The following is a 23,618-nucleotide window of genomic DNA, read 5'->3' as shown; positions in this document are numbered from 1 at the left end:
ATGTTTCATGTAGTTAAATTAAAGGTATCTTATTTACGAAACAAATGGCTGAAATGGGACGAATACAGTTTAGACAACCCTGCGCGGTTGTCAATGGCCTCGCCGACTACAATCATGGTGGTCAAGGTCAACTGATTGTCTTTTACAATGCGCGCCAAGTCTTTCAACTCCCCCCGATAGATGCGCTCGTCCTTCCACGTCAGTTTATAACAAGCCGCCACGGGCGTATCGGGCGGATAGTGCTCCAACAACTCGCGTTGCACATCCTCCACAATGGCGGCGCTGAGGAAAATACACATCGTACTTTGCGAACGCGCCAGTAAGCTCAATTTTTCTTTTTCGGGCATCGGGGTACGCCCTTCGCCACGGGTCAGAATGATGGTCTGTACCTTTTCGGGGATGGTAAATTGCGAACGCAATGCCGCCGCGGCCGCCTGAAATGACGAGATGCCGGGAGTAATGTGATACGACATTCCGTGACTGTCGAAATACGCCATCTGTTCCTGAATGGCGCCATAGATACACGGGTCGCCCGTATGCAGGCGCACCACGAGCTTGCCCGCATCATAAAACGATTTCATCAGGGCGAATTGCTCTTCGAGCGCCATCGACGCCGAACTGCGAACGGTGGCTCCTTCTTTCGAATAATACGTTAGCTCGACAGGCACGAGGCTGCCGGCATATAAAATCAGGTCGGCGGCTTCGAGAAAGTTCTTTCCCTTTACCGAAATCAATTCGGGATCGCCCGGTCCAGCGCCGACAATCTCGATATGCCCGAGGCGCATGGATTCTTTATTTATCGCAACCGCGAAAGTGAAATCGTTCCCTTCGCTTAACTTTCCCTTTTGCTTCTCCAACACGAGTTCGCCGCCGCCTGCACTGAGAATGGCTGCCGCCTCCGATACACCTGGCACCGAGGTCACCTGTTCCACTTTTTCAGAAGGATTCGCTACCGGTATATCTTTCAATTCTTCGGCGGTATAGATTCGGACGGGGATGTGGTGAAACGCTTCCTGTAAAGCGGGCAGCAACGGTTCGTCTTTTTTTAAATCGATGGTCGAAAGGTCTTTGACGGATGACCACGCCAACCCCACTTTTTCCATCGCGGAGAGGATATAAGCGGGAACAGCGTCCGGGCGGCAGTTCTTCCGACATCCCACGCCAAGATGCAATACCGGCGGGCGGTACCAAATGGACGGAACCGATATCGGCGGATGAACAAAAGGCGTAACGCCGATCAACAGTTTATATTGCGAAAGGTCGATATCGGCAAAACGATAAAACACATCGACGAAAGCAGGCTTCGTCCGTTCCAGATAAGCCGTGCCCTCATCTTTGCATTCGAGCAGCAAAGCCGTTTTCTTCCGGTTGACGAAAAGCGTGAGAGGCTCATTGAAATTATCGGCATCAGTCGATACCTGCCAATGGTATTTCGCAGGCAGTACATCCAACGCCCAAAGTCCTGTCGCATCGCTTTGAGTGGTCACCACCGGTTGAGCGCCGAGGATACGAGCCAATTGCAATGTCCTTTCGTTGGCGCCGCCGATATGTCCCGACAACACCGATACGACAAACCGTCCCGTGCTGTCGATATTGATAACGGCCGGATCGGTATGTTTATCGCGTACATAAGGCGCAATGGTACGCACACATATCCCCATAGCGCCGATAAAAATCAATGCTTCGGACGCAAAGAACAACTTCTTTACGGTTTCATCAAGCGATACCCATTCATTTACCCCTTCGCCGGCTCCTTGTTTCGCATAAATCTCACAATCCGGCCACTCTTTGCGGATACGTTGCGCAACCGGTAGCCCCTGAGCCGATATCACAATAACTGCTGTTTTTTTCATTGTTGCTCTGTTTTCAATCTCCAATCTCTATCCTCCAATCTCTATTTTCTCTTACATCTCATCACCTCTATCCGGTTGAAGTCATCGACGCGGACGGCAATGCTTTCGACGGTAGTCCATCGTTCCTTATCCAACGATTCGAGAAACAAGGCCCGGCTTGCCTCCGATACGGAATTAAACACGACGACCGCCCCGCGCGGCATCTTCGCTTCCAGTCGACCGATAATCTCCTTCATCTGGCCTCCATGCCCGCCGATAAACACGGTATCGGGCGGCGGCAACATCGAGATGTCGATTTCGGTAAAATCCCCGATAAACGTTTCTATCCCCGGAACACCGAAGCGGCGACTGTTCTTTGCCATCAACTCCGCACCTTCGGTACGCTTTTCAAATGCATAGACTTTCAGATGCGGGAACTGCATCCGCGCCTCGATAGAGACGGAACCGGTGCAAAAACCGATATCCCAAAAGACATTCCGGTCGCGCAAGTCAAGCGCATGTAACGTTACCAGGCGTACCGGCATTTTCGTAATCATCTTCGCCCTGCCGTTCAGCAAATGAAACTCCGCATCGGCAATACCGAAAGGACGCGCACGCCGGGCGGTCTGCCGCAGCATGAGGCAATTGGGAAACGCAAACGACTGCTGTGCGGCTTCCTGTATGCTCAGGGTGATAACCCGCTCTTGCTCTTTGTTTCCGAGTAACTCCCCGATCGACATCGTATAATTGTCGTATCCGTATTCGAGCATCCGGGCGGCAATGTCGCGCGGCGTGTGCTGCTTCTTGTCGGTCAACAGCCCGATGGTGCCGTAGCCGAGAATGAGCGCCTCGTCGAACGCGTTCCACGAACGGCCGGTGAGCGAAACGACGTGCATATCGTGATAGGGCGATAACAAGCGATGGGCAAGCAATTGCAGGGAATTGAAAAAGGGATAAACGCGCAAACCGGCATCCGGCATTTTGCGCCGGATGGTATTGGCGAAACCGAAAAACAACGGATCGCCGGAAGCGAAAACAACCACGTCATCATACGCTTCATACCGGCGGAAAACATCATCCAGCGGAACGGTAATATCGATCCACTCATAGCCTGCCGGCAAATAGGGACGCATGATTTCATGATGCCGCACGCCTCCCGAAAAAACGGTATGCGAAGTGATGAGCGACGCTACCTCTTCCGAAAAAGATTGCTCGCGGTTATCATCAATACCTATCACATGGAAATTCATTGTTTTTATTTTTTATAAGATCGCTCCCCTTACACATCCCTGCCGGGTCTCAACTGCCCGGCGTCGTCGAAAGTAAGGATGGCATTGACGAGCGTGGCCGCCAAGTTACTTCCGCCCTTACGTCCCTCCACAATCAGTTTGGGAATAGACCGGAACGGCTTCACCATCTGCTTTGACTCGCATACATTGACAAATCCCACAGGAGCGGCGATGATGCCCGCCGGATGAGCTTTCCCCTTGCGAATCAAGTCGCACAATTCCATCAAGGCCGTCGGTGCGTTTCCGAAAGCGAACAAGGCATCGGGATGCTCTTCTACCGCCAAACGGATACCGGCTTGCGTACGCGTACTATTTTTCGATTGCGCCATTTCCGCTACCCGCGGATCGTGCAGGCAACAGACAGCTTCCACGCCCATCCGCTCCAGCGCTCCCTTCCGGATACCCGAGGCGACCATCGTCACATCGGTCACCACCGTCTTTATTTGTCCCGAGGCGAACAACTCGTAAAGTTTTTCGACAGCGTGCTCATCGGCATGAAAAATCCGTTCCATTTCGAAGTCGGCGGTCGTATGGATGGCATGCAGCAACGCCCATTTCTTATCCAACGGGATATCGGGATGACGAAGTTCCTTTTCGATGGTCCGGAAACTGCGGATCATAATGTCCTGTCCGAGGTTTTTCCCTCCTTGCGAAACCTCATCGCGATAATATCCGCGGGGGGTGATGATTTTTTTCTCCGTGGAAAAATACGTCTGCGAGTTCCCGATGATAATGAGCGAAAACATATCGGCTTCTTCCGGATCGAACGCTCCTAAAGTCGTCACGCGGATTTCCTGTTCGGAACGGCCTGCCTGCCGTACATGCCCCACCGGCGTGTCAGGCGAACGCTCCTGAAGGAACAGTTCCACAAAACGGTACAGTTGCCAGTAACGCCCTTTGCTCTTCGGATTATAGATCGCCGTCACAAAATCGGCCGAAGCCGCCGCGACGATACGTTTTTCGATGAGCGCCCAAGGCGTCATCAGGTCGGAGAGCGACACCACGCAGAAGTCATGCCCCATGGGGCATCCCAGCAGGGCGGCCGCCTTTTGAAAAGCGCTGATGCCGGGCAATACCTCCACCGAGACGGGACTGTTTTTCTCTTCCTTCATCTCATACACCAATGGCGCCATACCGTAAATGCCGGCATCGCCCGAACTGATAAGGCAAACCGTCTTGCCTTCCGTCGCATGACGGAAAGCCTCTTCGGCACGTTCCCGCTCCTTTTTCATTCCCGTATCGATACACGGCACACCCGGCCGGATGAATTCTTCCACAAACCGGAAATAATAGTGATAACCGACCACCACATCGGCTTGCCGAAGCGCATCCGACACCGCAGGGGTAATATCTTCCTTTCCGCCGGGTCCGATGCCGGCGACAATAATCCGTCCTTCTTCCATCAATCTACATCAATCTACATCAATCTTTCCTCAATCTACACCAATCTCCCATCAATCTTCTTTCGATCCCTGATAGCGAGCCTTACGTTCCGTGATCCCTTCCACGCGATGAGTCGCGGCAAACTGCAAATGCGCCAGATACAGGTCGCGAATGGCCGGATACTGTCCCAATCCTTTCATCAGGACTTCCACCTCAAAGCCCTCTTTCTCGAGCGCCTCCTTCCAATCGGTGGCGATATCGTTTTTGGCATGATCACCCGCGACAAACATAAAGGGTACCAACACGACTTTCTTCAAGCCGCTCTTTTTCAATTGCGACAACACTTGCTCATATTCGGGGTAGCCCTCCACTGTGCCCACAAAACAATTGTGATGGCCTTTGTCTTTGAGCATGTAATCAAGCATGGCATATTGAGCCGTAGTAGGCGTATACGTGCCGTGGCCGACCCAAACATAGGCCGTGTGCGCATCGTTAGAAACCGTCAGGATATCGATCACCGTCGAATAATCCTCAGGATGATACAATAGCGGATCGCCGGTACGAATCTCCTTAAATAGGGAACGTACCTCCGCTACATTCTTTTCCATCGCATCCATTTCCACTCCGTCGATCACGTTCGACGACTGAATGAGCACATGCGTAAAACCATCAGCATGCAACTTTTCGAGCGCCTCCAACGGATTTAACTTCTCCACGCCTCGTTGACGCAAACGGTTGATAACGATACGCGACGAATACGCTTCACGCACTTCTACCTGCGGATAAGCCTCCTGAATGCGGCGGTTAAGCGCATCAATCGTCACCGCACGGGTATCATCGTGCGTCGTGCCGAAATGAATCATCAGCACGGCGGCTTTTTCTCCGTCTTTCAACGAAGCCAGCAAATCATGATGCGTATACCGGTCGTCATCGTGCGGGAAAACGCTGAAAGTAGCTATCAATGCCATACAAATAACAATAAATTTTTTCATATTCGAATTCTTTAAAAAGATGATGGAAAGCATTACGGCCCTTCGGCTATCGTAAGATAGCCGGGCCCCGGCATGCCTGATGCAAAGGTAATAATAACCTTACATATTTACGCCCGAAAGAAAAAGTTTTGCTCTTTTTCGGCATCATATGAGCATATAAAAACAGATCGCCGCCCTCCTCCGCCCTATACAGACAAAGCCGTTCCGGGCAGCGACGATTTTTCCGGCAGAGCACTTGCGCTACGGTTCTTTGTGCACAATACTTTTGTAGATAGTCCCTTTGCGCCGGGTATTATCCAGTTCATGCCGCATTGCTCGAATTAGCCTTTCAATTTTCTTTTTTTCATCGTTTCGTAATCGATAGGAAAGTGTTCCCCCATTTCGGCAATCAGATTCCGGGTTGATCCAACAATAGCTCGTATCCTGTTTTCATGGTACAAAAGGAATGTATTTAGAATCTCTCCACAACTTTTTGGGTTGATGCTATATTGTGTCATAAATGTTGTCCAATTGATAGTTAAACTGGAGCGCTTCTGCGGATTTTGATTTCATCCGTCCAATTCTACCGTCCCACTTTTCAGGTTTAACGACCAGACCGGAAGTTCCAAGAATACATCTTTTTCCGTTAAGGGAAATACGAATCATTACTGGGCTCTTACCTTCTTTGTTTAGGTAGTTACTTCGTAAGTAATACGAAATTTTGAATACTAATCTCATAAATCATCATTTTTAATGTGGATTTAGCATCCACAAAGTTCAACATATAAATTTAATATTGAATGATTTACAAGTATTCAAATGGTATCCATCCGGTGTTTTTGGCTACACTTTTTTTTCAGTATTTTTTTCTGTAGCCAAATTGTAGCCAAAAACTGAAATATTTCTGAATACTAACAGCTACGAACATGTAGTTATAAGGTCGCGTACAAACAGAAAAAACGCCGTAAAATCTTGAATTTTACGGCGTTTTATTCCTATGAAACTCGTTTTCCGAATACTAAAACGAAACTCGAAAAATGTTTCCAGTGATCCGCCTGGGGCTCGAACCCAGGACCCCATCCTTAAAAGGGATGTGCTCTACCTGCTGAGCTAGCGAATCGACCTAAATGCTTTCTTTCAAAAGCGAGTGCAAAGATATAACCTTTATTTTAAATATGCAACTGAGATGCTAACAAAAATGCTTTTTTCCAAATGTTTTTTGTCATTTTCCGTTAGTAGCGATAGTGATCTGCTTTGTAAGGTCCGTCCACCGAGACACCGATATAATCGGCTTGCTTTTGAGTTAATATTGTAAGTTTAACTCCAATATGATCAAGATGCAGTCGCGCTACTTCTTCGTCCAAATGCTTCGGCAAGCGATATACACCTACTTCATACTTATTTTCCCAAAGATCCATTTGTGCGAGGACCTGATTCGTAAACGAATTGCTCATGACGAACGACGGATGGCCGGTGGCACATCCCAAATTCACCAAACGCCCTTCCGCTAATAAAAACAGGGTGTTTCCTCCGGGAAAAGTATATTGGTCTACCTGAGGCTTGATATTGACATGCCTGATTCCCGGAAACTCCGTTAGTTTGTCCACTTGAATTTCATTATCGAAATGGCCGATATTACAAACGATCGATTGATCCTTCATTTGCTGCATATGCTCAATTGTGATCACATCACAATTTCCCGTAGTCGTTACAAAGATATTTCCTTCTTTCACGGCTTCTTCCATTGTAGTAACTTCAAAGCCTTCCATCGCGGCTTGTAAGGCGCAAATAGGATCGATTTCCGTAACAATCACCCGAGCTCCGTACGCACGCATCGATTTCGCACAACCTTTTCCTACATCGCCATAACCAAGAACTACAACCACCTTTCCTGCGATCATCACATCGGTGGCGCGTTTAATACCGTCGGCAAGCGATTCCCGGCAACCGTACAAATTATCAAATTTGGATTTTGTGACGGAATCATTTACATTTATCGCCGGCACAAGCAATTCTCCCCGTTCCATCATTTGATACAACCGGTGTACGCCGGTGGTCGTCTCTTCCGAAATACCCTTTAACTCCGAAACGGTACGGTGCCAACGTTTATTATCTTCTTTCAAAATCCGGTGCAGTGTATCCAGAATCGTTTGTTCTTCTTTATTACTTCCCTTTCGATCAATAGATGAAGCATCTTTTTCAGCCTGATATCCGAGATGTATTAATAAGGACGCGTCGCCTCCATCGTCGACAATCAAATGAGGGCCTTTTCCGCCGGGGAAACGTAAGGCCATTTCGGTACACCACCAATACTCCTCTAACGTTTCGCCTTTCCATGCAAACACCGGCACTCCTGCGGCGGCTATAGCAGCGGCAGCATGATCTTGTGTGGAAAAAATATTACAACTTGCCCAGCGCACATCGGCTCCTAATTCAACGAGCGTCTCAATAAGCACGGCCGTTTGAATGGTCATGTGCAAAGAACCGGTTATCCTCGCTCCTTTTAAAGGCTTCGATGAAGCATATTTTTTACGCACAACTATCAAACCCGGCATTTCATGCTCGGCTATTTCTATTTCTTTGCGCCCAAAATCGGCAAGCGAAATATCCGCTACTTTATACGTTAATTCTGAAGAAAAATTTGTATGCATTGATGACTTTTTATATGATGAATGTCGTTAATTAAGAATACAAAGATACGATATTTGAAGGATCTTCACTAACTTTGGCGAGGACAATTAGCGAATCAAAAATGAAAGTATTTTATACGAAACATCTACCGGTAAAAGGATTCAAAGCAATTAATCTATTCGGTTTTGTTTTTGCCCGAAGAGAGTTCTATCCCATAAAAAAGGATGTATTACGCCATGAGGCTATTCATACCCGTCAGATACTCGAAACCTTGATCATCGGTTTTTATGTATGGTATATTATCGAATGGTTGATACGATGGATGCAATATAAAAATCCTTCACTTGCCTATCGGAATATTTGTTTTGAACGGGAAGCTTACGCATACGATCAATCGATGGATTATTTGCAGCGCCGTCCGCTTTGGAATTTCATAAAGTTTCTGAAAAAGGAACAGGGAAGCAATCTATAAAGTCTTTTATTTGTTTTATAAGGAGTATGCACTGGACATTATTATATATAATCTCAACATTCTTGGTTCTTCCTATGTGTATGGGAGGTAACCCTAAGAAGACAAATTCAACAAGTGATATGAGATACAATTCATTAACAGCGGAAGAAGAAAGAGTAATCTTGCAGAAAGGGACCGAACGTCCTTTTACCGGGGAATATCTGAATAATAAGCAATCGGGAACATATGTATGTAAAAGATGCGATACCCCTCTTTACAGGTCTTCCGATAAGTTCGATTCGCATTGCGGATGGCCCTCTTTCGATGATGAAATAGAAGGTGCCGTAAAACGGATTCCCGACAGGGATGGATTACGTACGGAGATTGTTTGCTCCAATTGCGATGCCCATCTGGGACACGTTTTTCTGAATGAAGGATTTACACTCAAGCAAACCCGTCATTGCGTAAACTCGGTCTCTTTAAAGTTCATTCCGGACAAACAGAGCTTGCAAACTTCATACTTTGCTTCGGGATGTTTTTGGGGTACGGAATATTTCTTTATGAAGGCTCCCGGGGTGATTGAAACAAATGTAGGCTTCATGGGAGGGCATGTTGAAAACCCCACATACGAACAAGTTTGTCAAAAAAATACCGGACATCTTGAAACAACGGAAGTCGTGTACGATCCGGAAAAAACGGACTATGAACAGTTGGTTAAACTCTTTTTTGAAACGCACGATTTCACTCAAACGAATGGACAAGGCCCCGATATCGGTCCACAATATCTTTCCTGTATTTTTTATTCCAGTCCTTTGGAAAAAGAGATCGCAGAAAAGTACATTCAAATTCTTTTTGAAAAGGGATATAAAGTCGCGACGATGCTTCGCCCGGCCTCGGTATTTTGGAAAGCTGAAGACTATCATCAACAATATTACGAACATAAAAATGCACAACCTTATTGTCACAAGTATACTAAAATATTTTAGTATCGCCTGAACAGAACGAACAATAAAAAGGGTATTCATAAAACATTTCAAAACGATTATACGTTATATCTGGGTAAAGTTTTAAATATAAAAGAAAAATAGAAGTTTCATTTAAAAGAAAAAATTATGAAGACATTTCGTTTAGTATCAATGGTAACATTGATTTTAGCGCTTGGAATGAGCGCGACTTCGTGTAAAAAAGTAAGTGATGCTGATTTACAAAGCACTATTCAAACGGCACTAACCACTAATCCCGACGCAGCCAATGTAACGGTAACCGTTAGCGAACAAGTGGCAACCCTTGCGGGAACCGTACAAGATGACACAATCAAATCAAACATCGAGAGCGCTGTAGCAGCAATTAAAAATGTGAAATCAGTTGTGAATAACTTAGAAGTTGTACCGCCTGCTCCGGATTACACCGCTTTAGACGCAAGTATTACCGAAGGGTTGGCAGCTGCTCTGAAAGATCACAAAACAGTGACAGCTACCGTTAACAACGGAGTTATTACGATCGAAGGAGAAATCAGAGAACGTGATCTTCCCACTTTAATGCAAAAGCTATCTTCTTTAAGCCCGGTTCAAATAGTTAATAACGCAACTGTAAAATAAGCTAAATAGAATGAGTTTAAAAGAGAAGTATAAGGAATTGATAGACGCCGCAAATCAATACGGCGTTTCCGTAAATGAAACAGCTAACGGATTAAAATTCGAAGGAACCGTTTCTTCCGCAGAGGCGAAAAATAAATTATGGGAAATATACGGAAAATTGGATCCGAATTTTAAAAGTGCCGATGTGATATTGAATGTGAAAGTCAATGCCCCGGTTGGCAGCAAAGTAAAAGTAGTAACTCAACAAAGTAATTTAAACATTCGAAAAGGCCCCGGAACGGATCAACCCATTGTAGGAAAAGCAGCGCATGGGGATGTTATTACATTGGTCAGCAAATATAATGATCAATGGTGGTTTGTACTCGATAAGGATGGCGAGGAAGGTTATTCCTATGCTCAATATTTAGAGCCGGTAAACGAATAAACTTCCAAGATAATAGAAAGTACTAATTTGACTCCCTCCCGTTCGCGGGACGGGAGTTTTTTTGTGTCGGTGTGCCCTGAGGGGAGCATTCGCCCCCGCCCGAACCCCATATCCCCTCCTCTTCCAGGCTCTCCTTCCGTTGATCCATTTACCCATTTATCCATACACACAAAAGAGCCCCCGTAACATACATTACGGAGGCTCTACTTTAAAAGAGGGCGGCTACCTACTCTCCCACATGATTGTGCAGTACCATCGGCGCTATCGGGCTTAACTTCTCTGTTCGGAATGGGAAGAGGTGGATCCCCAACGCTATAACCACCTGAATTATCGCTGCTTACTTATCCGGTAAGCGTGTAAAATAACATGATGAAGGTAAAAAAAGCATACTCACTCAATCAATCCACAAATCTTGTATATTTGTCAAACCCGTCAGATACATCTGACTAAAAAGAAAGCGTACGGGTAATTAGTACTGCTCGGCTTTGACGTCACCGCCTTTACACCTGCAGCCTATCAAGGTCGTCGTCTACAACCACCCTTAAAAGAGATCTCATCTTGAGGTAGGCTTCGCGCTTAGATGCTTTCAGCGCTTATCCCTGCCCAAACTTAGCTACCCGGCTATGCTTCTGGCGAAACAACCGGTAAACCAGAGGTCTGTCCAACACGGTCCTCTCGTACTAGTGTCGGTGCCTCGCAAATCTCTAACGCCCACGATAGATAGAGACCGAACTGTCTCACGACGTTCTGAACCCAGCTCGCGTGCCACTTTAATGGGCGAACAGCCCAACCCTTGGGACCTTCTCCAGCCCCAGGATGTGACGAGCCGACATCGAGGTGCCAAACCATTCCGTCGATATGAGCTCTTGGGAATGATCAGCCTGTTATCCCCGGAGTACCTTTTATCCTTTGAGCGATGGCCATTCCATACTGAAACCACCGGATCACTATGCTCTAGTTTCCTACCTGATCGACTTGTGAGTCTCCCAGTCAAGCGCGCTTATGCCATTATACTCTAAATGACCGGTTACCAATCGGCCTGAGCGCACCTTTAGAAGCCTCCGTTACTTTTTTGGAGGCGACCACCCCAGTCAAACTACCCACCATACAATGTCCTCCTTACTCAGGAGTTAGAGGTCAAACACGAGAAGGGCCGTATTTCAACGTCGGCTCCACGATGACTAGCGTCACCGCTTCGCTGCCTCCGGCCTATCCTACACATCCAGTGCCCAACATCAATGTAAAGCTATAGTAAAGGTTCACGGGGTCTTTTCGTCCCATCGCGGGTAATCGGCATCTTCACCGATACTACAATTTCACCGAGCTCACGGTCGAGACAGTATTCAGATCGTTACACCATTCGTGCAGGTCGGAACTTACCCGACAAGGAATTTCGCTACCTTAGGACCGTTATAGTTACGGCCGCCGTTTACTGGGGCTTCAATTCAATGCTTCTCCTTTGACAGATGACATCTCCTCTTAACCTTCCAGCACCGGGCAGGTGTCAGGCTATATACCGCTTCTTTCGAATTCGCATAGCCATGTGTTTTTGTTAAACAGTCGCCTGAATCATTTCTCTGCGGCTCCGCCGTAAAGCGGAGCGTCCTTTCTCCCGAAGTTACAGGACTATTTTGCCTAGTTCCTTAACCGTGAATCACTCGAGCGCCTCAGTATGCTCAACCCAACTACCTGTGTCGGTTTGCGGTACGGGTGAAATAATAATTGAATGTGTAGCGGTTTTTCTAGGCAGTCTGATTACCCACATTATTGGCTCATCCGAAGACTTGCCATACTTTCAGGTTCAACTCCGGATGCGGTTTTCCCTACACCCTTCTTCGTCTACCCCCTTTAACCATCTATTCCGTCAGATGGCAGTGGTGTCACTCCTGCGTCCCCGCTTAACTTATTATCCCAGTAACGGAATATTAACCGTTTCATCCATCGGACTCGCCTCTAGGCTTATCCTTAGGACCCGACTAACCCTGATCCGATTAGCGTTGATCAGGAACCCTGAGTCTTTCGGCGAGGGGGTTTCTCACCCCCTTTGTCGTTACTTATACCTACATTTGCTTTTCCAGACGCTCCAGAGTACCTGACGATACGCCTTCTACGCTGACTGGAATGCTCCCCTACCAATTGTTGCCAATTCCATAGCTTCGGTAATATGCTTATGCCCGATTATTATCCATGCTTTGCCACTCGACTAGTGAGCTGTTACGCACTCTTTAAATGAATGGCTGCTTCCAAGCCAACATCCTAGCTGTTATAGCGGCAAAACTTCGTTAAATGCAACTTAGCATATATTTCGGGACCTTAGCTGATGGTCTGAGTTGTTCCTCTCTCGGACACGGACCTTAGCACCCGCGCCCTCACTCCCGGTGAGCACTTGCACGCATTCGGAGTTTGTCTGGACTTGATAGGCGGCGAAGCCCTCGCATCCAATCAGTAGCTCTACCTCATGCAAGCTCTTTGTCCGAGGCTGCACCTAAATGCATTTCGGGGAGTACGAGCTATCTCCAAGTTTGATTAGCCTTTCACCCCTACCCTCAAGTCATCCGAAAACTTTTCAACGTTTACCGGTTCGGTCCTCCATGTTGTGTTACCAAAACTTCAACCTGCTCAAGGGTAGATCACTTGGTTTCGCGTCTACTCCTGCTGACTATACGCCCTGTGAAGACTCGCTTTCGCTGCGGCTGACATGCGTTATCGCACTTAACCTTGCCAGGCAAGAGTAACTCGTAGGTTCATTATGCAAAAGGCACGCCGTCATCCCCCGAAAGGGACTCCGACCGCTTGTAAGCACATGGTTTCAGGGTCTATTTCACTCCTCTGTTCGAGGTTCTTTTCACCTTTCCCTCACGGTACTGGTTCACTATCGGTCTCTGGGAAGTATTTAGCCTTAGCGGATGGTCCCGCTTGTTTCACACAGGATTTCTCGTGTCCCGTATTACTCAGGATACCGCCACTCCGGACAATGGTACGTGTACGGGATTATCACCCTCTACGATTAAACTTTCCAGTTTATTCCACTTCTTTGTCTTTTCGCTTGTGCGGTCCTACAACCCCTCTATTGCCGAAACAATACAGGTTTGGGCTTTTCCCGGTTCGCTCGCCACTACTTCGGGAATCACTTTTGTTTTCTTTTCCTATGGGTACTGAGATGTTTCAGTTCCCCACGTTCGCCTTCCGTCTTAAACGGAATGGTACAATCTTCTCGTACCGGGTTGCCCCATTCGGATATCTGCGGATCAATTCGTATTTGCCAATCCCCGCAGCTTTTCGCAGCTTATCACGTCCTTCTTCGCCTTCCAGAGCCTAGGCATCCCCCATGTGCCCTTAATTACTTTCTTTTCGCCGACCTCAGTGACACTTATTTACATAAATGCCTTTGGGTTTGATAAATACTTAGCGTTTGATTCTTAATTTTACTTTTTGCTCTTGTTACCTTTTCATCATGTCAAAGATCGCTTCGATATTAATATCGATAGTTGTCTGAGTCGGAGTCGAACCGTTTTATTTTATGCCGCCCATGCGGCCTTCTCAAACCAATCAATAAGTGAACACACTTACCGCTTATTTTTTCTCTCTCGCTTTACCGCAAATCCCGCTGGATTTCCTCTTCTTTTTTATTTTTTTTTGCTTACCGGCACACATACATATTGCCTGAACTTGTGGAGAATAACGGATTCGAACCGTTGACCCTCTGCGTGCAAGGCAGATGCTCTAGCCAGCTGAGCTAATCCCCCGTTCTTTCAATTCAAGATTCCTTATTGAAAATTCAAGATTATAATTTTGAATATGGAATTTTTAAATATAGAACCCCGTAGTCCCAGGCAGAGTTGAACTGCCGACCTCTACATTATCAGTGTAGCGCTCTAACCAACTGAGCTATAGGACTGGCTGGTTTGTCGGCATCCCTACGCTCTGCTGCCGGCCCCGCTCTTGCGATAAGGGACTGGAGGATGATAAGGGATACGTACCCCGTATGAGGCGGGAGTTATATCTTAACATACATATTTAATTCGGACAATCGCAATAACTGATTTTGTCGATACCTCTTTTTTTTATAACAATCGATAAAGAATAAATAAATAAATCGAGAAAAGAGCCGTTATTCAAGGAATACTCCGTTATCCGATAACGGCTGCTCCGGCCGATAAACCGGCTCGTCCTCCAGAAAGGAGATGTTCCAGCCGCACCTTCCGGTACGGCTACCTTGTTACGACTTAGCCCCAGTCACCGGTTTTACCCTAGGTCGCTCCTTACGGTTACGAACTTCAGGTACCCCCAGCTTCCATGGCTTGACGGGCGGTGTGTACAAGGCCCGGGAACGTATTCACCGCGCCGTGGCTGATGCGCGATTACTAGCGAATCCAGCTTCACGGAGTCGAGTTGCAGACTCCGATCCGAACTGAGAATGGTTTTAGAGATTAGCATCCGCTCGCACGGTAGCTGCCCTTTGTACCATCCATTGTAACACGTGTGTCGCCCCGGACGTAAGGGCCGTGCTGATTTGACGTCATCCCCACCCTCCTCACATCTTACGATGGCAGTCTCATTAGAGTCCCCAGCTTTACCTGATGGCAACTAATGATAGGGGTTGCGCTCGTTATGGCACTTAAGCCGACACCTCACGGCACGAGCTGACGACAACCATGCAGCACCTACACATCTGCCCCGAAGGGAAGTATCCTTTCGAATACCGTCAAATGCATTTCAAGCCCGGGTAAGGTTCCTCGCGTATCATCGAATTAAACCACATGTTCCTCCGCTTGTGCGGGCCCCCGTCAATTCCTTTGAGTTTCATTCTTGCGAACGTACTCCCCAGGTGGATTACTTAACGCTTTCGCTCAGCCGCTTACATTATATCGCAAACAGCTAGTAATCATCGTTTACTGCGTGGACTACCAGGGTATCTAATCCTGTTTGATACCCACGCCTTCGTGCTTGAGCGTCAGTTATAGTTTAGTAAGCTGCCTGCGCAATCGGAGTTCCTTGTGATATCTATGCATTTCACCGCTACACCACAAATTCCGCCTACTTCATCTATACTCAAGTATGACAGTTTCGAAGGCACTTTTACAGTTGAGCTGCAAAATTTCACCGCCGACTTACCATACAGCCTGCGCACCCTTTAAACCCAATAAATCCGGATAACGCTCGGATCCTCCGTATTACCGCGGCTGCTGGCACGGAGTTAGCCGATCCTTATTCGTAAGGTACAGACAATAGGATACGCGTATCCTTTTTTATTCCCTTACAAAAGAAGTTTACAACCCATAGGGCCGTCATCCTTCACGCGACTTGGCTGGTTCAGACTTCCGTCCATTGACCAATATTCCTCACTGCTGCCTCCCGTAGGAGTCTGGACCGTGTCTCAGTTCCAGTGTGGGGGATAAACCTCTCAGTTCCCCTATCCATCGTTGCTTTGGTGAGCCGTTACCTCACCAACTGGCTAATGGAACGCATGCCCATCTCTAACCGATTAATCTTTAACAAATATTCCCATGCGGAATCCCTGTTTTATAGGGTATTAGTCCGTCTTTCAACGGGTTATCCCCTTGTTAAAGGTAGGTTGCATACGTGTTACTCACCCGTGCGCCGGTCGCCGCCATCGTATTGCTACAACGCGCTGCCCCTCGACTTGCATGTGTTAGGCCTATCGCTAGCGTTCATCCTGAGCCAGGATCAAACTCTTCGTTGTATAATTTGTTGTTATGAACGTAACCTGTCTTTTCAACCGGCACGCCACTATCTTCTACTAACGTTGAGCATCCCTAAATGCTGGCTCTTTTTCTTCGACTTACTGTTTTCTTATCCTGTTATTTTTTTAACGGGTACCAACTGCTCTTCTTTCAAAATTCCTTCTTCCCGAAGAGCAATCGTTATATTGCTTGTCTTTTATTTTACTATGTATGTAAATATGCTAAAGATCGTTTCCTTTTGACTTAAACTTCCTGTTGTTCTCAAAAGCGGGTGCAAAGATAAGCACTTTATTTTTATCAGCAAAATTATTTGAACTTTTTTTTTTAAAAAAATATTTGAATAATCTTTTCAGCAGATAAAAAGCTTCGATTACAACAACAATAAGAAATTATTTTCTCATTAACTCTCCAGTCAAATGCCCCTTTTATCTGAAAGGGTTTGCAAAGGTAGCAGATTAGAACATATGATGCAACTTTTTCAGCGGTTATTTTTCAAAAAAATCGGCACAAATCTATAAAACACTATCAATAAAGATTATATCGAAACGAAAAATACGCGAATCAATTCAGCCATCAATCTATAAAGGTAATATATGAGAACTCCTCTCTATTTGAGGAATGATATCGAACAGAATTTTTTCTCCCGACCGATTCACCTCCACTTGCAAAGTCGAAGGCGTATTCCAATCTATATATTGATTAAAATTGAATAGATAAGAGAATGCCGCGCGATACCTTTTATTATCGATCGCTTCAGCAATGCTATTATAATGGGTAATATTCCAAAACATACACTCTTTAAAGCCATTCGAATCGGTATACCGGGTATTCTTATCTCGAAAATTCATCGTTTCTGCAATAAAACGACGATACCCTTCCGTTAATGCTTGAGGATCGTAATTAAATTTTTGTCCTTGTATGCGTAAAACAACATCTCCGGGGCGAATACCCGCTCTTTCGGCAGGGGAGCCGGGATCGACCGAAGCCACTGTTTTTAAATCATCGATATTATAGCCGATTCCCGTATAATTATATTTCAAATGCTTTACCTCGAACGTTCCGGAAGCCGCATTTCGAGGATAAGGGAATTTCAACAACATCAGAGGCAAGTTTAACTCCAGATAATCGATGAGTCCATAATTTGCACTGAGGCGTTCTTTCACCTCGCTTTCCCAAATCAAGACAACTTCGCCCGGTTGTATGTACTTTCGATCGTAAAAGCGAAATCCGAATTCCAAATTATAAGCGATATCATCTATCCGAACAGGCTCCGTAGGATCATAAACAGGAATTTTCAGCATCCGTTTATTACGCATATCAAATCGCCAAGCCGCTTTATAGCTTTCAGCGGTTGCCGAATTCGCTTTAAACAGAGGATTACTTTGATAGCTATAAAAAGTTTGAATAATAAAATCGGGATCTTCGGTGTTGCGCACCAGCCCTTTTTCAGCTAATGCCCGGACAAAAATGGCATTGATGCGCTCGTCCATTTGAAGAGTACTCTCGTCGGGAGTCGCAAAATCGAATGTCCGGTAATTGGAAAAGCTCGCTTCGGAATGAAAAGATACCTCTATAGGAATAACAAAACGACGGTCCTGCACATCTTCGAGACTATAAAAGGCAAAGACCGGCGCGAGTTGGGCTTCGCTAATCGCATTTTGATTCCGGCAATGCTTCGAAACAGTAAGGGTTTTAAAAGTAGTGGTAAGATTACGGATAGAAATGGTCATCGATTGATCATCCATTCCAAACCAAGACATAATTGTTTGACGAGGTTTCAAATACGTTCCATTTCCATTCACTTCCAAAATAATATCATTAATCGAAAGGCCTGCCCTTTCAGCAGGCGAACCGGGTGTAACACCGATAATTACAGGCTCATTTTGCCCCCAATTGGGATTATTACTGATTTCGAATGTGAAACCTAAATCACATGACTGTGAAACCGATTGAGCGACGGAGGTAATTGCCAAAGCGAATAATAAAAAGGTATATTTGATTCGTTTCATTCTTCCAATATTTACATCTATAACGTATAAGTTCTTACCAAAAGGCAAAGATAAATGTTTTTTTTCTTTTATCTTTGTAGCACCAGATTTATTATAAAGAAACAGGATTATGATCATAGACAGCCTAATCAACGCCACACGTTATTTCCACTTACATCCGCTTTTCGAACAAGTGTTTTCACACGTTAAGGCAACGGAGGAAGTTGAAATCCATACCGGTACCATTTTATTGAACGAAACAGGACTAAAAGCTTCGACAGTGGAAACAACCCTGCGTGAAAAAAAAGATGCCAAATTGGAAACACACCGCAAATTCATTGACATACAAATTCCTCTTACTCATGCCGAAACTTTCGGATGGAAGACTGCCGGAAAATTATATCCGGCAGATAATGCTTATGACGAAAGCAATGATATCGAATTCTATACTGATGCTCCCTCGACGTATGTGACCGTGTCCCCGGAAGAATTTGTCATTTTCTTTCCTGAGGATGCCCATGCACCACTTATCGGAGAAGGACAGATAAAAAAAATCATTGTGAAAGTCCCCGTCGTTTAATACATTAATTCGTGTATGGATATGTTAGACATGATAAAAAACGATCCTTGGCTGGAACCGTATTCGGAGATAATCGAAGCACAACACCGCCATAATATCGATAAAGAAAAAGAACTCACCCAAAACGGGCGCGATTCGTTATCGGATTTTGCTACCGGCTATTTATATTTCGGACTACAAAAGACCGATAAAGAATGGGTGCTCCGCGAATGGGCTCCGGGAGCAACGGAAATCTTTCTGGCCGGAACATTTAATCGTTGGCAGCGTTTGGAGTCATACCGACTGAAAAATAAAGGCAACGGCGTATGGGAAGTAAAAATTCCGCTCGAACGGATCCATCATCTCGACCTTTATAAACTCTTTGTCCGTTGGGACGGAGGCAATGGCGAGCGCATTCCGGCATGGTGCAAGAGAGTCGTTCAAGATCCGGATACATTGATTTTCAGCGCCCAGGTTTGGGATCCGGAACATTATTACACTTTCAGGAATACCGGTTTTAAGCCGGATACCTCTCCGCTGCTGATTTACGAATGCCACGTGGGCATGGCTACCGAAGAGGAACGTATCGGCACATACAACGAATTTCGGCAACAAGTGCTGCCGCGTGTCAAAGAAAACGGCTATAATGCCATACAGGTTATGGCTATTCAAGAGCATCCTTATTACGGATCGTTCGGATATCACGTGTCGAGCTTTTTCGCTCCTTCTTCACGAAACGGCACGCCCGACGAACTCAAAGCGCTGATAGACGAAGCCCACGAAATGGGCATTGCGGTGATTATGGATATCGTACATTCGCATGCGGTTAAAAACGAAGCGGAAGGGATCGCCCGTATAGACGGATCATACGACCTGTACTTCCCGAGTGACCCGCAACGGCGCTATCATCAGGCATGGGACTCGCTTTGCTTTGATTACGGAAAAAACGAAGTGCTGCACTTTCTTCTTTCGAACTGCAAATATTGGCTGGAAGAATTCCATTTCGACGGATTCCGCTTCGACGGAGTCACGTCCATGTTATATTACAGCCACGGACTCGGCGAAAACTTCTCGACATATGCCGATTACTACAACGGCAGGCAGGATCCGGACGCTATCTGTTATCTTACCCTCGCCAACAAACTTATCCATGAGGTAAATCCGAACGCCGTGACTATCGCCGAAGAGGTCAGCGGAATGCCCGGGCTGGCCCTCAAAATTGAGAAAGGCGGCTATGGCTTCGACTATCGTATGGCCATGAATATCCCCGATTTCTGGATTAAAACGATCAAAGAAAAGCAAGACGAAGATTGGCATCCAACGGCTATCTGGTGGGAAACGACCAACCGTCGGGCGGACGAAAAGACTATTTCGTATGTGGAAAGCCACGACCAAGCGCTGGTAGGCGACAAGACAATCATTTTCAGGCTTATCGACTCGGACATGTATTGGTTTATGTCGAAGTTGATGCAGAGTTCTTATCGCGTGGACCGGGGTATCGCTCTCCATAAGATGATCCGGCTGGTGACGGCGACAACGATAAACGGCGGTTATCTGACATTTATGGGCAACGAATTCGGGCACCCGGAATGGATCGATTTTCCCCGCGAAGGCAACGGATGGTCGCACAAATACGCTCGGCGACAATGGCACTTGGCGGACGATACGAACCTGAAGTATCATTATCTGGGCGATTTCGATAAGGCGATGATCCGATTAATACGGTCGGTTCCCGACTTTCAGACAACTCCCATTAACAAGATATGGGATAAAGACGAAGACAATATCCTGGCCTATATGCGCGACAAATTGCTATTCATCTACAATTTTCATCCGCAGAAGTCTTACAGCGATTACGGCATACTGGCTCCGGAAGGCGAATATGAAATCGTGTTGAATACGGATGCTCTTCCGTTCGGCGGTTTCGGCCTGAATGACGACCGTATCCATCATTTCACCCAACATGATCCGCTCTACGCACCGCACGGCAAGGGTTGGCTCAAAGCGTATCTTCCGGCACGCACAGGCCTGGTTTTAAAATTACTTAATCAACAAAAATAAAATGAACTTATATCCATTCAAATTCAAACCGATCCTCAAACCCGTTATCTGGGGAGGATCCGATATTTGTAAATTCAAACATCTCGAACCGCAAGACGGCATCGGCGAAAGCTGGGAGGTATCGGGCGTAAAGAATAATGTGTCGGTGGTGGCCGACGGCCCTCTGGAGGGGCAATCGCTCGACGAACTGTTAGCCGGCAACACGACCCGACTTGTAGGAAAAAAAGTATACGACAAATTCGGCAAAACCTTTCCGCTGCTGATCAAGTTTATCGATGCACGCGACGACCTGTCTATCCAAGTGCATCCGAATGACGAACTAAGCGCCAAACGACACGGCTCGTTCGGTAAAACCGAGATGTGGTATGTAGTAAATGCCACTCCCGACGCGTTCCTATATACCGGTTTTGCCAAACCGATGAATCCGGAATTATATGTAGAGAAAGTCAAAGACAACACGTTTACCGACTCCCTTAAAAAATACAGCGTACAACCCGGCGACGTGTTCTTCCTGCCGGCTGGCCGCGTACATGCTATCGGCGCCGGTTGCTTCGTTGCCGAAATACAGCAGACGTCGGATATTACTTACCGCATATACGATTACAATCGCAAGGACGCACAAGGCAATACTCGCGAACTGCATATCGATCTGGCGAAGGATGCCATCGACTATGGTATGCACGACTCGTACAAAACCGATTATACGCCGGAACAAAATCGTCCTGTGGAACTCGTATCGTGTCCGTATTTTACGACCTCGCTATTGGAACTGAACGCTCCTTTATCACAAGATTACTCCAACCTCGATTCGTTCATTATATATATAGGTATAGAAGGGAGTGGGCACATAACCGACCATAAAGGGAACAAAGTGTCCATCCGTCAAGGAGAATCGGTGCTTATTCCGGCCGACACACAAAACATCGATATCCACCCACAAGGCGCCTTGAAGCTTCTTGAAACATTTATTAAATAAGAGACTAGAAGTCGGAGGTTGGAGATTAGAAGTTGGAAACGGAAAAACGAGGGCTTAAAAAATTGAATATATAATCATAGAAGGGTACGCCGACATAGGGTGTACCCGTCATAAACAAAACGACAATCGGATATGCAAGGGCTTTTATTAGTAAATGTAGGTACGCCTGCAACCACTCACAAAGCGGATGTGCAACAATTCATCGGCGACATGTTGTCGGATCCTTTATTATTAGGGTATAGCGAATGGTTATCGGCGTTTTTGGCACATAACCTCATAGCGCCTCTATCCGCTTCCCAATCGAAAGAAAAATACAAATTGATATGGAGAAAAGAGACTCCTGAAATTTCACCTATCCTTTACCATATGCGCAATCTGGCAAATCAATTGGAAAAAACGAAAAATATCCCCACGGAGATAGCCATGCGTTATGGAGAACCATCTATAGAAAATGCTTTTAAACGATTAGAAGAAAAATGTCCGCTGATGCATGAACTGATTGTTTTCCCGATGTTTCCCCATTATGCCCAATCGACCACGCAGACAGTCGTCAACGAAGTAGGCCGCATATTTTACCGACGTGCGCATTCTTTCCGGTTGAAGTTTGTAGAACCATTCTACAATCATCCCGCATATATTCAGGCATTGGCAATGAATGCCCGTCCCTACTTGGATGATGTCGACCGGCTCGTGTTCAGCTATCACAGCCTTCCGGTAAAACAAGTCAAAGTCGGTTGGGAAAAAGGGAAAGATTTCGATTATGTGTATCAATTGAAAGAAACCAACCGCTTGTTTTGCGAGAACGTGGGTATATCGCTTCACGACACTTTTTTATTCTACTCCTCTCAACGCGGTAAAAATTGGCTCAGACCCTTTTTAGATAAAGATATAACCGACCTTCCACGGCAGGGATGGAAAAAAGTAGCCGCAATAACGCCTGGATTCCTTTCCGATAACATGGAAACTCTCTACGATGTGGATTGGGAGGCCCGCCAATTGTTTATGGAAGCAGGCGGGGAGAAGTTCGTATTCATCCCGTCTCTTAACGACACCCCCGTTTGGGTGGAAGCGGTTTGGAAAATCATATCCGATGGGATAAGACGGTGATTTCTTTTTTTACGTCCTAAAATGTTCACAAAAACTTAACCAAAAAGGTTTTTGAATTCAATAGTTATGATTTACTTTTGCATTTAGATTAAGAAGTTGTTTTTATATTCGATGGAAAATTTCAGCCGCTCATTATTTATGCCGACCGATAAAATGAAAGTCATTTCCATTCGGCACAAACCCCGGATAAAGAGGTCGTCGGCAATTACGATAATCGTCTTCCTGCAATTTATCGGATGGATGATTTTTTTAGGGATCAAGATCGGTTCTCATTTGCAGGGTGAAACATCAGAATCTCCCCGTATCTATTCGATATCATCCCAAATTTTTCTTGCAGCCGGTAAAGAAATGAGTCAAATCAGTTTCATCTGGCTTTCCGTAGCTTCGGCGCTCAGCATTATCGGTTTGCTCCATATGAAATCGTGGGGATGGGTGTTCGCTATCGTGTCTAATGCCTTGTGGATATTTTCGATGGCTGAGTCTTTCGAAAAAAGTATCTATCTGAATAATCTTTTTCAGAAACTATTTTTCATCTCATTTTTAGTCTACATTTTCTGCTCGTCTATTTATCTATGGACACAAAGAATACGATTTTGGAAATGAAATAACCGACTATTCGCGAGAATATTCTTATTTTTGTCGT

16 protein-coding genes, 3 tRNA genes and 3 rRNA genes are annotated in these 23,618 nt (G+C 45.9%); 9 read left to right on the top strand and 13 right to left on the bottom strand.

The genetic code is table 11. The annotated features are described in order from the left end of the window. Positions 1-29: 29 nt before the first annotated feature. From cobM to ahcY, 7 genes are all read right to left on the bottom strand, one after another. Positions 30-1,853, bottom strand: coding sequence for a precorrin-4 C(11)-methyltransferase (cobM, locus tag ABNK31_RS05920; RefSeq protein ID WP_418894764.1), 1,824 nt, complete (start codon positions 1,851-1,853; stop codon positions 30-32). 41 nt (positions 1,854-1,894) lie between these two features. Further along, entirely contained in the window at positions 1,895-3,082 is a 1,188-nt protein-coding gene (cbiE, locus tag ABNK31_RS05915; protein ID WP_418894763.1) for a precorrin-6y C5,15-methyltransferase (decarboxylating) subunit CbiE, read from the bottom strand. 29 nt (positions 3,083-3,111) lie between these two features. Next, positions 3,112-4,524 (bottom strand): precorrin-3B C(17)-methyltransferase, encoded by a 1,413-nt coding sequence (gene cobJ / locus ABNK31_RS05910; RefSeq protein WP_418894762.1) that lies wholly within the window; start codon positions 4,522-4,524, stop codon positions 3,112-3,114. Positions 4,525-4,575: 51 nt separating this feature from the next. Then, positions 4,576-5,496 (bottom strand): sirohydrochlorin cobaltochelatase, encoded by a 921-nt coding sequence (locus tag ABNK31_RS05905; protein WP_418894761.1) that lies wholly within the window; start codon positions 5,494-5,496, stop codon positions 4,576-4,578. Positions 5,497-5,979: 483 nt separating this feature from the next. Then, a complete protein-coding gene (locus ABNK31_RS05900) occupies positions 5,980-6,141 on the bottom strand; it encodes an Arm DNA-binding domain-containing protein (RefSeq protein WP_418895364.1) in 162 nt (53 codons plus the stop codon). Positions 6,142-6,522: 381 nt separating this feature from the next. Beyond that, positions 6,523-6,595, bottom strand: a tRNA-Lys gene (locus ABNK31_RS05895). A gap of 112 nt (positions 6,596-6,707) precedes the next feature. Beyond that, complete coding sequence (gene ahcY / locus ABNK31_RS05890) at positions 6,708-8,126, bottom strand: adenosylhomocysteinase (protein WP_418894760.1); 1,419 nt, start codon at positions 8,124-8,126, stop codon at positions 6,708-6,710. Positions 8,127-8,227: 101 nt separating this feature from the next. On the opposite strand from ahcY, the gene ABNK31_RS05885 reads away from it, so the two are divergent. The 4 genes from ABNK31_RS05885 to ABNK31_RS05870 all read left to right on the top strand — a co-directional run bounded on the left by ABNK31_RS05885 (position 8,228) and on the right by ABNK31_RS05870 (position 10,579). Beyond that, on the top strand, positions 8,228-8,578 hold the full coding sequence (locus ABNK31_RS05885) for a hypothetical protein (RefSeq protein WP_418894759.1): 351 nt from the start codon (positions 8,228-8,230) through the stop codon (positions 8,576-8,578). A gap of 119 nt (positions 8,579-8,697) precedes the next feature. Then, a complete protein-coding gene (locus tag ABNK31_RS05880) occupies positions 8,698-9,543 on the top strand; it encodes a bifunctional methionine sulfoxide reductase B/A protein (protein ID WP_418894758.1) in 846 nt (281 codons plus the stop codon). Positions 9,544-9,669: 126 nt separating this feature from the next. After that, positions 9,670-10,155, top strand: coding sequence for a BON domain-containing protein (locus tag ABNK31_RS05875; protein WP_418894757.1), 486 nt, complete (start codon positions 9,670-9,672; stop codon positions 10,153-10,155). A 10-nt stretch (positions 10,156-10,165) separates the two neighbouring features. Then, positions 10,166-10,579, top strand: coding sequence for an SH3 domain-containing protein (locus ABNK31_RS05870; protein WP_418894756.1), 414 nt, complete (start codon positions 10,166-10,168; stop codon positions 10,577-10,579). Positions 10,580-10,792: 213 nt separating this feature from the next. Here the strand turns inward: ABNK31_RS05870 and rrf are convergent. From rrf to ABNK31_RS05840, 6 genes are all read right to left on the bottom strand, one after another. After that, positions 10,793-10,905, bottom strand: a 5S ribosomal RNA gene (gene rrf, locus ABNK31_RS05865). A 123-nt stretch (positions 10,906-11,028) separates the two neighbouring features. Continuing rightward, positions 11,029-13,929 (bottom strand): 23S ribosomal RNA (locus ABNK31_RS05860). Between the two features lie 322 nt (positions 13,930-14,251). Further along, positions 14,252-14,325 (bottom strand) — tRNA-Ala (locus tag ABNK31_RS05855). A gap of 78 nt (positions 14,326-14,403) precedes the next feature. Continuing rightward, positions 14,404-14,477, bottom strand: a tRNA-Ile gene (locus tag ABNK31_RS05850). Between the two features lie 279 nt (positions 14,478-14,756). Continuing rightward, a 16S ribosomal RNA gene (locus ABNK31_RS05845) occupies positions 14,757-16,283 on the bottom strand. Together the 16S, 23S and 5S rRNA genes with 2 tRNA genes alongside form the textbook arrangement of a ribosomal RNA operon. 579 nt (positions 16,284-16,862) lie before the next feature. Further along, positions 16,863-18,293 carry a PDZ domain-containing protein gene (locus tag ABNK31_RS05840; RefSeq protein WP_418894755.1) on the bottom strand — a complete coding sequence of 477 codons (1,431 nt, stop codon included), beginning with the start codon at positions 18,291-18,293 and terminating at the stop codon, positions 16,863-16,865. Positions 18,294-18,402: 109 nt separating this feature from the next. Here ABNK31_RS05840 and ABNK31_RS05835 point away from each other — a divergent pair, with 109 nt between their 5' ends. The 5 genes from ABNK31_RS05835 to ABNK31_RS05815 all read left to right on the top strand — a co-directional run bounded on the left by ABNK31_RS05835 (position 18,403) and on the right by ABNK31_RS05815 (position 23,578). Beyond that, complete coding sequence (locus ABNK31_RS05835) at positions 18,403-18,852, top strand: YhcH/YjgK/YiaL family protein (RefSeq protein ID WP_418894754.1); 450 nt, start codon at positions 18,403-18,405, stop codon at positions 18,850-18,852. A gap of 15 nt (positions 18,853-18,867) precedes the next feature. After that, positions 18,868-20,892, top strand: coding sequence for an alpha amylase C-terminal domain-containing protein (locus tag ABNK31_RS05830; protein ID WP_418894753.1), 2,025 nt, complete (start codon positions 18,868-18,870; stop codon positions 20,890-20,892). Between the two features lies 1 nt (position 20,893). Continuing rightward, on the top strand, positions 20,894-21,868 hold the full coding sequence (locus tag ABNK31_RS05825) for a type I phosphomannose isomerase catalytic subunit (protein ID WP_418894752.1): 975 nt from the start codon (positions 20,894-20,896) through the stop codon (positions 21,866-21,868). A 132-nt stretch (positions 21,869-22,000) separates the two neighbouring features. Next, positions 22,001-22,975 (top strand): ferrochelatase, encoded by a 975-nt coding sequence (hemH, locus tag ABNK31_RS05820; protein WP_418894751.1) that lies wholly within the window; start codon positions 22,001-22,003, stop codon positions 22,973-22,975. A gap of 111 nt (positions 22,976-23,086) precedes the next feature. Beyond that, complete coding sequence (locus tag ABNK31_RS05815) at positions 23,087-23,578, top strand: hypothetical protein (RefSeq protein WP_418894750.1); 492 nt, start codon at positions 23,087-23,089, stop codon at positions 23,576-23,578. Positions 23,579-23,618: the final 40 nt, after the last annotated feature.

Origin of the sequence: Limibacterium fermenti, assembly GCF_041902845.1 — a bacterium.
Taxonomy (GTDB): domain Bacteria; phylum Bacteroidota; class Bacteroidia; order Bacteroidales; family Dysgonomonadaceae; genus Limibacterium; species Limibacterium fermenti.
Note: the sequence above shows the minus strand (reverse complement) of the source record. Positions and strands in the feature narration are given on the sequence as shown.